General features: G+C 60.1%; 6 protein-coding genes and 1 pseudogene. 3 read left to right on the top strand and 4 right to left on the bottom strand.

The window, feature by feature from the left end; genetic code table 11:
* The first annotated feature begins 359 nt into the window (after positions 1-359).
* Positions 360-1325 (top strand): hypothetical protein, encoded by a 966-nt coding sequence (locus tag CWC60_RS23220; protein ID WP_125182744.1) that lies wholly within the window; start codon positions 360-362, stop codon positions 1323-1325.
* Between the two features lie 25 nt (positions 1326-1350).
* Positions 1351-1680: a DUF6915 family protein gene (locus tag CWC60_RS24365; RefSeq protein ID WP_109793434.1), complete on the top strand. Its 330-nt coding sequence runs from the start codon at positions 1351-1353 to the stop codon at positions 1678-1680.
* Positions 1681-1883: 203 nt separating this feature from the next.
* On the opposite strand, the gene CWC60_RS07760 is transcribed toward CWC60_RS24365, so the two are convergent.
* The 3 genes from CWC60_RS07760 to CWC60_RS07750 are packed head-to-tail and all read right to left on the bottom strand — an operon-like array spanning position 1884 to position 12297.
* On the bottom strand, positions 1884-3857 hold the full coding sequence (locus CWC60_RS07760) for a DEAD/DEAH box helicase (protein WP_109793433.1): 1974 nt from the start codon (positions 3855-3857) through the stop codon (positions 1884-1886).
* Positions 3854-9310, bottom strand: coding sequence for a DEAD/DEAH box helicase (locus CWC60_RS07755; protein WP_109793432.1), 5457 nt, complete (start codon positions 9308-9310; stop codon positions 3854-3856). Before CWC60_RS07755 ends, CWC60_RS07760 begins: the two co-directional genes overlap by 4 nt.
* A complete protein-coding gene (locus CWC60_RS07750; protein ID WP_125182743.1) occupies positions 9307-12297 on the bottom strand; it encodes a hypothetical protein in 2991 nt (996 codons plus the stop codon). The genes CWC60_RS07755 and CWC60_RS07750 overlap by 4 nt, the downstream gene beginning before the upstream one ends.
* Before the next feature lie 295 nt (positions 12298-12592).
* On the opposite strand from CWC60_RS07750, the gene CWC60_RS07745 reads away from it, so the two are divergent.
* A complete protein-coding gene (locus tag CWC60_RS07745; protein ID WP_206419825.1) occupies positions 12593-14068 on the top strand; it encodes a DNA cytosine methyltransferase in 1476 nt (491 codons plus the stop codon).
* Here the strand turns inward: CWC60_RS07745 and CWC60_RS07740 are convergent.
* Positions 14065-14247: pseudogene (locus CWC60_RS07740) on the bottom strand (IS630 family transposase); the annotation flags it as partial. The gene CWC60_RS07745 and the pseudogene CWC60_RS07740 overlap by 4 nt on opposite strands.

Genomic DNA, 14247 nt, shown 5'->3' with positions numbered 1-14247 from the left:
TCTCGCGCATGATCGCGTTGGTGCCGAAACCATCGGCCGTGCAGAGGACGATCCGGGCTCGCCGGACATGGTTCTGAGGGGCGTTCCGATCCCGGACGAGCGCCTCGAGACGAGAGCGGTCATCCGGAGAAACTTCGAAGCTGATACCCGTGCGCATGCCGCAGGCTCGCACGCAAAGCCGACAAGGGGAATCCCCACCGGGACTCCACTGTCGGGTTCAATCCACTAGATGGACGCGCTCAACCCGGGTAGTATTGACGGCCAAAGATGATACAAGCTTCGCACGACGCTGACTTTTCAAAGTTGCCTCAGACGGAAGCTGGCCAGCATATCGGAGCGCACCGCTTAGGAATGGAACGATGGCGCAGCGTCTTGCGGACGAATTCGTACAGAGAATCAATAAAAATATTGAAAATATCGCGGAGTTTTGCCGAACACTTGACCCACCAATCCGCCGAATTCAAGGTGAATTTGATGGTGGATCAGATGAAGGAACAGCGTTTCTTAGCGAAGATCTGAATTTTATCCAGGGAACAATCGAGTTTGCAAACGCCACGGAAGGTCCGTCGGGCCTCATAAATGTTTCAATCGAGTCACTCGCATTCCCTGACGCGGTATCAAAGGTATTCACCGATGTTGGATTTTGGCTTCACAAAGAGCATGGATTCGGCACAGGCGACATTGGCATACACGGTCAAATAACCTGGTGGATAAAAAAGATCGACTGCCTTTTTGAGTTTTCGCAAAAAAAGTGTACTTCTACAACACTTTTTTTTCAACACGAAGAAGTGGGGTTCGATGAAGAAACGCCCCTCTATTCGGAAGCGATCGATTATGCTTGCCCCGAAAGGGCAATAAAATACTACATGGCGGCAGAACCTAAATGGCTTACCTTCTCCTTTCCGATTCTTCTTCAAGCTCTTGGCGTCGATCTAAAAATCAAACTCGACCATAGGAGCATACCTCTCGATAAATACAAGACTTTCCGGCGAAATAAACGTCAATATTATGTTTGGAATTACAACATAGGCCTCAGTTCTCTGATGCAATTTCTGGAATTCTTGAAGAAGAAAGAAAATGGAGCGCGAAAATTAGAAATTTATAACATGGAAAGAGCAATATCTTTTGCCAAAAATTTCAAGGAGTCGACACACCTCCAGACAGGTACTCTCGAGATCCGTTACTCTGTAGGCCCAGATGGGCCATCAATGTGTATTCGTACACCGAGGAAGTGGGCCGAACATGTTGGTACTGTCGAAGGAGAGATCGAATTCGAATCCTCCTTGGAAGATCATGACGTCATGACGTTCGAAAGAATCGAATAACTCAAAGTGTCGGGGAGTTAGGTGAATGCACACTTTTAAACACGCGGTGTCATCCGCAAAAAGATTTGGCGGAAACCCCCAAGATTACCAAGAGATACATAACTGGTTTGACGCATCGAAAGAATTTTTTGCCGACTTTAGGCACCGGGCCCTGCGACATCATTCACAGGGAATTTTCGAGGCTGAACGTATTTTTGGGATTACAATAATAAATTCGGAGGGAAAGGACGTTCCCGTACGGTACATCGGGGAACAGCACGTTAGAGAAGACTGTGGTGGCTTTATTCCGACGGTATCGGACTGGCTTAGGCACATTAGGCGGGAACACTGGATGTCTAAGGGGTACGAGCTGTGACGGCCGAAATCAGGAGTCGAAAGTACAAACCAGCTTTACCTAATAACGGCCTAGTTTCGGTTTCCCAAGGGGCTCGACCATACCGTCTGGGCACTCCCCTTGGCCGGCATTCCACGTTTCCAATCGCCAACGGGCAAGGTCGGCATTGATTTTCTCCAACCTATGACTCACCCATGATCGAGAGCATACCCAGCAAGAAAATCCTATTCCTGCCAGTTTTCGAATACATCCCCCAGGCGGTCCGCTGCTCGCCTTAGCACGCGCGCAAGCTCTGAATCGGCGTCTCGCACCGTGATCACGAGCGTATCGATTGGGCGCGTGAGGGCGATCATGCACCATCTCCAGGCCACCGCGGAAGCGACATCTCCTGGGTCACGCGCTCCCTCGTCAGGCCCCGAGTTGCGGGATAGCTCTTCGTCGTACTTCGCTTGCCAAAACTCGTCGAAACCATCGAGAACAACCACCCAGCCCTCAAGTCCCCGGCATGATTCATACTGCACGACGCGGTACAAGTCCTTGGAACGCGGGAAATCACGCCTTGTCCTTTCATTCACCCCGTCCCAGAGACCGTGCCCCTCGTCTCGAAGCACTCTCCCCAAGGAGCTCCAACGACCGGTCTTACCGGCTTTCACGCCGGACGGAGGAACGCAGTGGAGAAAGTCGATCTTGTCGTTTCCGGACTCCAGCGCGTTGTTTTCAAGTTCGTGCCTCAGGTCACGCGCGTCCGCGTAGTCGCCGAGTGAAAGGATCACTCTTCCACCGGCAGCCTCGTCGTTCGTGTCGACCGACCAGTTCAGCCCGGCCTCCTCCGCGATGGCATTTGCGGCCCTCCCGAGGTTCGCCTTCATCCTGAGGCACCTCTTGAGTGGAATGGTCTCCTGCTGCCCCTTCAGCACGCCCGCTGACCGCCAGTTCGTTTGCCGTCCCCTCACGAGTTGAAGAGTCCCGTCTGCGAGCGCAATTCGATCCGGGCCGTATAGCGTCACCAGCAACTCTGCTTCTGCCTGCGGCCAGTCTTGGGCCTCGTCTACCAGGATCGCGTCGAACTCGAGACGCGCGGGATCGTCCGCAGTGGCCGCCTCAACATCGCTCGAGGTCAGGGTCCCGGAGCGGAAGAATTCGACGACCTCGGCACAGCGCGCCTCGTAGTCCGCGTAGTTCGCCCCGTCATTGCTGGTCGTGGCGGCGCCCAACCTATTGAACCAAGTGTACATCAACGACATTACGGTGGTCACCTCGATGCCGCCCCCCTCATGCCCACCGGATGGAATCCCCATGAGAGCTAGCGAGCGCTGGATGTCAGCCGCGAGGGCACGGTTGTAGGTCAGGACCAACGAACGCTTGCCAAGGGATTGGTATGCTTGCCACGCTGACTGGAGGAGCAGGACGGTTTTCCCGGTTCCGCCGTGTCCCCTGAGGTGTACCGGCTTCTTGCCCAGGAGCTCCGCGACCTGCTCTGCCTTTTGGCGCCGCGCGGCTATCCGGTCCATTCGTTTCCGGTCGAGTGCCGACGGTACAACTGGGTCGAAAATAGGTGCGTTCAAGACAGCTTCGAGTGCAGCCTCTGGCCCCGATGACAAGACGTACTCTTTCCCGCCTTGATAAACTCCGTTCACGGCGGCCAAGGTCCCGAGGAAGGCAGTGCCATTGAACGTCGATGGCACTGCGCCGGCGAGCGAGATCTCGTTCAAGCCCTGCATGACGAGGCAGCGGTATACCCAAACCACGCTGCCCCGCCCGGAGAAGTATGACTTCATGGCATGGGCTTGCGCGACGTTCTGGTCGGTCGCGTCTTTCCAGTCGACCTTTCCCCTTTCCTTGTAGGGAACGATAACGCTATCGCCAACCAGCCTTACGCTGGAAGCAGGGTGATCTTTCACCTCGATCGCGGCAACGATCGACCTGACGGCCACTCTCCCCGCGCGGATCTTTTTTCCGTCGCTGTCGTTCAACACGCGGCGGGGAACAAAACGCCGGCCCGGACGAAACTTCGCCGCTACGACGACATCCACGTCGCTTACCCTGTAACCCGAGATCTTGACGTTTGCCGCGATCCGGACGTGGTCCTCTTCCTTCGGCGTGTCCCGCAGCCCTGGCCAAAGTTTCGCGAGTGCGTCGGCAATCTTTAGCGCGGCATCGTGCTCCGAGGTTCCCGGGATCCCGATCACCTCGATCATGTTCTAAGGGACACCAGGTGGTGGGCCGGACGGTTCCCGAGATCCCTAATGTCAACGAACCTGCATTCGATGCTGGAGCCGTGTTTGGCCTGCAGGCTTTCTTTCGCCTCTCGCTGGGCTGGCTGCGCGAAACCGTCCGAAAGGTGCCAAAGTGGATGCGACAGGATCATGGCCTTCTCGCCGTCCCGCGTGACGCAGGCAAGCCCGGCGTGGTCCTCGATCGATGCCTTCATTTTCGCCTGCTCGCAGAAGTCCACGAAACGCCGAGCGTCTTGGTCCGCTTTGTCCAGCCAGCGGCTAGTATCCAGCTCGGCGCCAAGCGCGACCTCGCCCAGGTCCAACGCAAGGCGCCAATCTAGCAAGCCATGGAGAAACCTGTTCGCGTAGTTCCGAAGACAGTCCGGGCATGACCTATCGCATTCGCCCGCGTGTGACTTCTCGCGCCACGTACCAAGCCCTGTCTCCTCGTAGAACTTTCGCAACAGCGACCTAAAATGCACGGGAGTGGCAATCCTACGCGCGTAGCCAGCCCCGTTTTCCAAGGCGTCGGCCAGGAACACCTGCTCGGTGATGGCCTTGCCAGCAACCGAAAGCAACTGCCGCCCCGACCTGAACTCGTTCGGATCTACGTCGAGCCAAGTGGCAGCGGCCAACTTCAGCATTTCTCCGAACGACGCCAAGGCCGGCATGGCGGAGGGCTGGTTCACCCGGTCCAAGACGCCGTCAGCACCTATGCCGGGCGCGTCGTCAAAGTAAAGGCTGAGAACGTCCGTCGTGAAGATTGCCCCTATCGCCCCCCTGCCCACGGGGTTGTCTGCATAACTTGCTAGAAGGTGTTCGTCCTCGTAGAGCGCGGGATCCTTTACTACAATCTTGTTGTAGTCCTGCTGGTGGAACTCGAAGTCCTGCTTGCGGTTGTCGTTGACGATAGCGACGGGCCCCTGCTGCAGCGCCAACTTGACCACGCCGACATGTTCCCCTTCATCGTAGCGCGGCTCGAACGCCATGACTGGCGTAGGTAGGGCCCGCCCGCGGCTACGCTGCCCCTCGTAGTCCTTCGCTTTCCAGTGCGCCAGGAAGCCCTTGGGTTGAAACAATTCGAAGGGCTCCGCGGGATTGCCGCATGCAGCGCAACTCTCGACATCTCCCATCACCATGCTACCGCACGAATCCTCGAGGCACCTGGAGAATTTGACCGGAGGCCCGAGCGGATCCTCGATGTTGAGGACCCGGTTCCCGATATCGGCCCTTTGAACGAAACCCACCACCGTGTGCAGCTGCTTGTCCTTCGGGATCTCGGCACCTGGAGAAAATGCCCACACGGCGTGGTCGAGCGCCCGGTCGCTGATGACGGAATCCTCCGCCGAGTTGACCTTCTTGTCGGCGAACAAGCTCCTCACCTGTGTCGGGAACCCGAACATCGGCAAGATCCCGGCGACAGCCAGGCGTTGGCTGAGCTCGCCCTGGACGTAGCGCGGGTCAGATACCGCCTCGCTGACCCGTCGCGCGAGATCGTCTCGAATCCACTTAACCGTGCCCTCGACCTCCGGCGGCGCCAGCAGGGCGAAGGCGGCGAGCCGCCCAACGACGGCTTCGACCTCGTCGCTAGTTGCCAACCAGGCTTCCACCGCCGGCTTGTAGCCTCCCTCCCAGTCCTCGACGCGGCCGAAGGAACCGTGCGTACTTTCCGCGGACCTTTTCGGCGGCTCTACAAGGGACAGGAATGCTCGTCTTAGGCACTCTGATGCAGCCACTCGGCGAATGATCTCGGGTCTCGATAGGTCAAGGTATGGCTGCGGCGGCACGTCCCCGGTCATCCGCTCAGGGTTGTTGAAGTAGTAGTCGTCGTGCGCCGCGCCCCTGGACAGCGTGAACGCATAAGAGAATGGCTGGCCCGCGCGGCCGGCCCTGCCGACCCGCTGCTGGTAGTTGAAGCGCTGGGGGGGCATGTTCGCCATCATCACGAGTCGGAGTGAGCCAATGTCCACGCCGACCTCCATCGTCGTGGTGACACTCAGGACGTCCAGCGCCTGCACGAGGGGTTCTTCCTCCTCCAGGAAAGCGTTGCCCTTGAACAACCGCTGCCGCCTGCGTTGCTCCGACGTGGGCTTCGTTTGGCCGGTCAACTCCTCGACCGCGAGACGGTGAGGAGGTTCTTCCGAAACCCACTTGTAGTAGTCTGGCTCTCTCTCTTCGACGACTTCGAACTCGTTACCGCCGCAATAGCTCGAGAGACAGGCCGGAACGGGCACGACCAGCGTTCCCGCGGCGCAGGTCAAACAACGCCTTAGCTCCTGTCCTTGGCGGCGCGGGCGGATCTCGAGCCGCAGGCCAGCGCGGTCATTGGTTCTCAGAAACCAGTTTTGGCTTATTACCTTCAGTTCCCCGAGGTAATTCCCGATCGCCTCCGCCAAGTCCTGGGGTTCACGGCCGACGAGCGGCGCGACCTTCCCGAGGTAGTCCCTGACGCGCACCGGTGTATTCGTACTGTTGGAGGAGCGAGAGCTTCCTTCGAAGTACTTCTGCTGGCCCAACAGGCGAACGACGTTGGCGACTATGCCGTCGGCGACGGTGTCATCGAGGCCCAGAGCGGCACCGTGCCGTCCAGGAACACCGATGTGGGCAAGACCGATCGACTCAAGGTCACGGCCGCCCCAGTCGAACAAGGTGTTCGCTACGTGTACCGCGAGCTTCGCGACAATCCGCTGGCGCCCCTCGCTCGCTACTGCCGGATCTAGAGTTTGCCAGCTAGCGCTAGCCGGCGGGTCGAAGAAACTCCACCACGGTTGCCCGTCGATCTCGGCGCTCGTTGCCGCCGGACCAGCGGGGTTAACACCGAGCTCGACCAGCCGCTTCTCGATTGCCAAGAGTAGCCGAGGCCAACCGAGGTTGCCGCCGCTCGACTCGGCACCGTACCGGTCCAACGTTTCCGCCTGGGCCTGCTCAGCTATTCCGGCGGCAACCATCTTGGCCGCGGACCAGGCCTCCTGCGCCTGCTTCCGTGCCCATTCCGCGATGCCGCTTTCCCGCTTGGACATCGGCTCCTTCGAGTTGTCCTTCGCGGCGACGGCCTCGATCTCCTCTCGGCTTGGTCGATCTGTAGTCTCGAGCGACTGGAATACTAGCTGCCGAACGAGGTCCCGGAAGTGCTGGAGCTCGAGGCCGGCCGCGAGGTCGGCAGCGTCGTCCCTGCTATCGGTGAAGGCAATCAGCTTCTCGGTCCCACCACCTCCAATAGCGACGAGTGACCTGTCTGCCACGAGCTGGGTGGTCACGTTGAGGCCTGTCCTGAGTCCCCTGATCGGTGAATCGACCGTACCATCGTAGAAGGCCTTGAGGTTACGTTGTCGCTTGGAGGACAGGCACCTCGGACAGCGTTCCGGCAACCCGGCTACCTTGTCTCCCAAGTCCGCTGGCACACCTAGCGCGACCCCCGTGGGCTCTCGACCCGCGGAGGGCTCGAGGTACCCGGTAACGGGATCAAAGGCCGCCGGCTCGAACGAGTAATCTCGTGATTTTCCCGTGCCCGGGTCCTTGTGCGACCAAGTTGACTCGCCCTTCGGCGGAATGCCCCCGGGCCAGTACCACCGGAAATCCGAGTGCTTTCGCTCGAACACCATGCCCGGGCCGCCGGGGAGCGAACCCGGCGCAGATGCTTCCAGGAACGCCCCGGGCAAGGCACCCATTCCCGCCGGCGGCTCGACGACGAACCCCCCTAGGTATGCCTCGCCACAATCGTAGCAATAAAGGAGCTCTAGCACTTGGCCACCGCAGGAACACCGCATGCTGGGCGTCTTAAAAAGCCTGCCAAAGCTTCGCCCGTTGCCCTTGTATTTCTCTTTGACCTGGTCGCAGCCCGGGTTCGAGCAGGCCCAGGCGCCCTGGACTTGCCTTACGAAGGCGTGTGAACGGAAGGTCGGCTTCGGGTTCTCGTAACTACCGCCCTGGTCGGCGGCTGCTAACGCGAGAAAGTTCTCGAGGGCCGTCTCGGTGGCCGCGTTTCCCAACAGCACGGGTCTCAGCCTGGACAGCCTCACGGGGCGTACGACGCCATCCTCGTCTTTGCCCGCGTCGATACATGCGCGCGCCAGGGCAGACCTTGGCGCCACTTGGCCCAGTGCCTCCGGGGCAATGTCGCCAAGTTGGCCAGGCTCGAATTTCTCGAGGATCTCGACCAGGTCGGCGGGGACTGGTAGCTCGTGCTTCGGCTCGACTGGCCGACCCTCGAGGATGGCAAAGCTCTCCCCGTTCACTCCGAAGAACTGCTCGAGGTACGAGCGTCCCTCGTCGCCCGCGATCGACGCGCTCGTTGCTATGCAGCGCAACTGGGGCGAATCCGGGGCGAGCCCCAGCCGATCGAGCATGTTGCGAACAACGAGCGCCACCTCGGTACCTTGCGTACCCCTGTAGCTATGCAGCTCGTCCACGACGAGCGTGAAGGTATTGTCGCTCGAGCTGGCAAGCCACTCGCGAGTCTGCGCGAACATCGGTTCCTCGATGTCGCGCATGAGCATAACGTTGAGCATGCTCGTGTTCGTGATGAGGATGTCTGGGGCAGCAGCCACCATGTCCCAGCGGGAAAGGAGCTCACCGCAAAACGGGTCCTGGAACTGGGCACACACCTCGAGAATATCGGGAGAGCTCATACCCCGCTTACCGAGGTCTTCCCTTAACCGCGAGGCTTCCCTGGCAATGCGCTGGAGATCTCGACCGAGATCGTTAATCCGCCCCCGTTCGCCGGCCTTGGGCACGCCCTTCGGAACGAAGGTCTTCCCCGGCGTCGCACCAGTATAGCGTCCGAAGTAAAAGAGCGGCTTCCCGTGGATCTCCTTCGCCCGGTTGGCCGCTTGCCTGAGCCTGGAAACCTGGTCTTCCACCAGCGCATTCGTTGGATAGAGCACGAGCGCCCGGACGGCCGGATCGGGACCACCCGCGATCCTCAACCGCACGTGTTGCCACGCTTCGCCGCTTTGCAGCGGGGCGTCCCACCAACGGTGGAGTTCCCCTTTCCCGACACCGCGTATTCTTTCCGCGATGAGCCTGGCAAGCACGGGAAGCAAGAAGCTCTCGGTCTTGCCCGAGCCGGTACCCGACGTCACGACGACGTTGCTACGCCCGTCCTCGTCCCCCGCCAACGAGGCGACCAGGGACTGTGCCTGGTGGAACCTCAACTTCAACTGGTCGGCGGGCAATCCAAAAACTACCTCCCCAAGGTGGCGAGAAACCTCTTCTCCAAGCCCCGCGTTCTTGCACGCGTCTGCAACCGGAACTTCCGATGGATACATCGGCACTGCTTCCAGCAGAGGTTCCTGCGAAACGACGCCGGGCTGGGAGAGCAGCTTCCTCCGCTCGGCCATGATCCCCGGGTCCCGCATCCAGAACGCGCTGTCGTAGTAGCGGAGGTAGGCTTCCTCTACTTTTTTCATCACCGAGGCCGGGCTGGGTTCCATCATGGAAGTATCTCGCTTTCGTAGAGGACATGCATGACCAACCCCGCCACGTGGGGCGGCACCGACGAATAACTGGCCATACCCTTCTTGCGCTCGGGAAGCGTACCCGAGCACGCAACCAGCAGCCGCCGGAGCAGTCCAACCGGCTCACAGCCAAGCGCCGACACGAAGACCTGTTTCGACGGGTTGTATCCATGGAGGTGGCTTCCCGACGCACGGCTGGCCAGGAGTTTCACGATCTCGTGGGGCCCAACCCAGTCGTGTCCTTCGTTGTCCCTGAAACAGTACTCTCGACCCGCGTGGTCGTAGCGGTAGGCACCAACGCCGCCCAACTCGTCGACCGGGATCCAGCGGCACGTGGAAGTATCGAAACGGGCGACGTTACGCGTGGCTCCAACGTGCGCAGGTCGAACGGCGGCCGAAAGCCCGTCTACCTGGAGCACCGCAGAACCCAGCCTTTGCGCAGCATCGGTAACCACCGCCAGGGGGCGACCATGGGGATCTTCTATGCCTGCAAGTAAGCTCGGCGCTTCCCGCGGCGATAGCCCTTGAACGCAAAGGACATCCGGCGCCCCCGGCGCGCCCAGCTGTTCTAGTGTCAAGCCCTGCGTCACCAGGGCCTCCCGGGCTTGCTCCACCAGGTCTTCGGAGCGGAAGCCTGAGAAGTATGCAATTCCATCCGGAGCGAAGGTCAAGACGGGCGGAACAACGCTCCACCTCCGCACGCGGTTAGTGGCTCCCTCCAACTCGACGTCGATAAAGCCGAGTGCCGAGAGGTCCTCCGCCAACGACCTTGCCTCCCAGGGCTGGAGGCTCTCGCTGGACACGATGTCCTCGAACTGCCTCCACGACCCGTTGTCCAAGTAACAGAGGGCATCGAGGACAAGGTTCATGTCTAGCGGCTCCCCGATGTGAACAGCCGGGCTTGCAACGGGCACCCGCGGGTTCGAAGAGCGGTTCACGGTCGATTGCGGCTTGGGCGCAGGCGGCCCCGGTGACCGTGGAACAGGGATCCTGTGCTCGCAGACGATGCATGCCATGGTTGGCTTTTCGCCCGGCTCGAGATCAACGTTCCTGAAGACGTGCCGCCCCTTCTTACACTGCTCGAGGTAGGTTCCCCGGATCAGGGCCGGGTCGGCCGTAGTTATCCCTAGCGGCGTGTCCTCTTCCTGCTGGCCCTGGAAACAAAGGCCACCGTCGGAAGCGACTCCGAAACCAGGCGGGTCGGCCGAGCCCAGTCCTTCGACGATGTGTCCCCGGACTCCCAAGTGCTGCGCTCCGTTGTCCGCCATAGTCGCGGTGGAAAGCGCTTGCCAATACAGGGTCCCGGTTCCGTCGCGACGAAGCGGGCGGGGTCTACGGGCGCTCCTCAGGAGAAGCGGGCGTTCAACCACGCGGTTACCGTTTCGGTATCCCGCGACACGAAGGTCTGAATGCGGATCGAGTCCAATGCCCCCCAGTTCCAGGGCACACTCTCCGTACCCGCTGGAAGAAACTATGACCTGGTCCTCGCCATCTTGGTCTTCCTCGTAAACCACCAGATCCAGCATCCCCGCCTCGCCAGAGAGGCGTATAGCCGGCGGCATGGAGGAGTGCCAGGTATCTGGCCCCAGCCGCAGCCCTTCCGTGGTAGACAAGGTCGCCTCCGTCGCGACCGGGTGTAGCGCGGTCAACCCCGTTGGTACTTGCGGTGGAGACACGACGAACTCGACGTTCTCGTAAAGCGTCCAGCCCGTCGGCAAGCCTTCCATCTCCCCGGGCTTGTAATGCTTGTAACCTGGTGCAGCGTAGGTTCGCAGGAACTGTTCGAGGCTTTCACGGAGCGATGGCGCCCCGTCGCTACACATCACGAGGTAGCGCTTTCCCAGCTGTGTCCGGCCAACTTCCAGCCAGTATGCACCGCCTTCATGCTGAACAAGTGGCACCAGTAGGCTGCGCTGCCGAGAGTACTTGCTTCCTCCCTTCTCGTCGGAGAGCTCGATGCCCTCGGCGAGAACCCGGGGGATGTTCACCGAGGCATCGGGGCAAAGGGTGGCGAACGCGGCGTAGTGCCTATTCGCGATCTCCAGCGTTTCGCCGGCGGCGGAACCGGCATTGTCCTTGGCCCGAAGTCCGGTTACCGGCGTGGACAGTTCCCCGGGAATACCGAAGGCCATGAAGAAACGGGCTCCCGACAGCCCCCTGGACAAGGATGCGACCGCCGAGAGCCTCTTGCCGCGCGCGTGCGAATCCTCTGGAATGGTTGCATATCGCCATTCCGAGAGTGCCTCGACCGCCGCCTGGCAAACTCGGCGCCGCAGGTCTTTCTTTGCCCAGGCCGCCCGAAGCCTTTGGGTGGGTTTCGGACCTCGCATCCACTCGTCGACGTAGGAATGCATCTCGTCGGAATCGATGTCCTCGCTTCCCGAGAAACGGAAACGCTCAAACATCGAGTAAAAGAGCTCCTTGTCGGCTTGCCGCACCACCGCCTGCGACATCGCGTAGCTCACGTATTCCCAGCTATTGAGCTTCTGGGCCGTTGGGCGCCCGTAGACGAAATCGTTTTCTGCAAGCCACCTGTTCAGGGCGATCCAGTATGCCTTGGTCGACCGGCCGTGGAAGCTAAGGCGGTTTCTCTCTACCCCGGTCAGCTCGTGTAGCCTCTGGTAGTAGTTCGCCGAAGAGAAGTTGCCATCCGAATGCATCATCTCCGCGGCATGAGCCAACACGTGGAGAAGACCGGTAAACGGAGGGGGCTCTCGCCGTCCTTCCACGTTCCAGTGTCGAAGATCGGCATGAAAGGGCGTGTAAGGATCGCCGGTGTCGTCCAGCCTGTTGCCGACAATCCGCCCAGCAGTGGCCGAAAGCTGTTCCTGCTCGACGCCGAGGATACTCGCCAGATGCTCCTCTTCACCCGGCGTCAATACCATGTAAAGCGGCCGTCCTTCGTACCGGCCGCCAAGAAGAACCTCGTTTAGCCCTTCGTTTAATCGAGTGTAGCTTGGTTCCATCAATCGCACGCCCCTCTTGATTGCAATACTTGCCGACACTCACCCAGCCGTCCAGACTCCGTTGGCGGGGTGCATGGCCGCCCTGCGGTGAAGTCACTGCGAGGATCTCTGGGGACCCGTGGGGAGCTTTCGTGCTAGCGGCTCCGTCGGTAGTTCCCTAAGCGGGCGGCGTGCACGAGCACCCCTGCAACCAAGCCAATCTGCACCAGTGACTACCATCCATGGTGTTTCGATCTGGATAGGGCACAAAATGACGTTATCATGCGGAGTGTGAAGGTATTGGAGAGGATCGGCGATGCTGGAAGTCAGTGATCCCGGAACGTTGCCGGCCACGAGCATGGTACAGGAACGGTCGGAAGGTCTGCGAATCGGGCGCATCCTATCGATGGTTGACCTGTTCGCCGGGTGCGGCGGACTCTCGACCGGGTTCGAGCAAGCAGGATTCACACCGGTATTCGTGAGCGAGATCAACGACGATGCGCGAAAGACCTACCTGTCAAACCGCCACCACGAGCTCGATGGGATCAAGTTCAGGGACCGCCCGGAACTCCAATGTGCCGACGCCAACGAGCTTACTGACGAGAGGATCGAGAAGCTAAAGCACGACCTCTCAGAATTGAATCTCGGCATACGATTCGAAGGCGACCAAACCAAGGAAGCCCAAGGGCAGGGAGGAACCTTGGACCTCGTTGCCGGGGGCCCGCCATGCCAGGGATTTTCTGGCATCGGGATAAGGCGCTCCTACGCGGTCGACCGAGTGCAAATTCCCTCGAACCGGCTTTACATGCGAATGGCCTTTGTCATCAGCCAAATGCGTCCGAAGATCTTTTTATTCGAGAACGTTAGGGGTTTATTGAACGCGAAGTGGACCCGTGAAGGAGGAGAAAAGGTATGGCTGGACGTGCTTGGCACGTTCATGGCGATCGACGGCTACACTGTGAGATGGTCACTTGTACATGCGAGCGACTACGGCGTGCCACAAAATCGACCACGCGTTCTGCTCGTCGGGATACGCCACGACGTCCTAAGGTCTGCCAGCGAAAGGCTCGATGATCTTGATCCGGCGATAAATCCCGACTCGCTTGAGGATAGCGCCGTAGATTGCGGGTTTCTTCCCCGGGGCGGTGAGAGCCGACCGCCCGACCTATGCGACCTGCTTGGTGACCTGGTCGATCCGGAGATCGGCCAACTTCTGGATAACGTGCGAGTCAACGGCAAGTACCCCTCGCATTTCAAGACCGAGGAATACCCCTTGCAGGATGAGAAGGGGAACGCGCTCGAGCTCACCGACGTCCAGAAAAGGTTTAGGTCGAGCCCAGGCAGCAAACAGCCTCGCTGGGGCAGCGTTTCCGACCACGAGTACAGCAAGCACCGCAAGGACATCGTCGAGAAGTTCCAGTACATGCTCGACCACAACGGCGAGATACCGAAAGCAATGCGAACCCGAAAGTTCTCGCAGCGGGTCTTGAAGAAGCAGTGGGGAAACCAGCGCCCGAACATCACAGCGACCTCGTTGCCGGACGACTACGTCCACTTTTCCCAGCCAAGGACGCTCACGGTTCGCGAGTGGGCCCGGCTCCAGCTCTTTCCCGACTGGTACGAGTTCCACGGCAAGCGGACAACCGGCGGCCTGCGCCGTGCCGGCAACCCCCGGGAAGGCAACTTCGACCGCGAGGTGCCCAAGTACACGCAGATCGGCAACGCCGTTCCCGTTGGCCTGGCCGAGAAGGTCGGCAAGCGCTTCAAGGAGATACTGGACGCGGCAACCTAGTGGAGCGAATCTAAATCTTGGTGCCCGCGCTTGACGGCTTCGATGATTCGGTCGGGATCGGCGGTCCAGGCGAACGGCCTGGGCTCCTGGTTGTGCTCGGCGACGAAGCGATTGATGGCGGCCTGCAGGTCGACCAGCGAATGGAACACGCCGCGCTTCAGGCGACGCTTGCTGAGCCG

It is taken from the genome of Minwuia thermotolerans, from assembly GCF_002924445.1.
Lineage (GTDB): Bacteria > Pseudomonadota > Alphaproteobacteria > Minwuiales > Minwuiaceae > Minwuia > Minwuia thermotolerans.
This window is presented reverse-complemented; position numbering and strand designations above follow the sequence as displayed.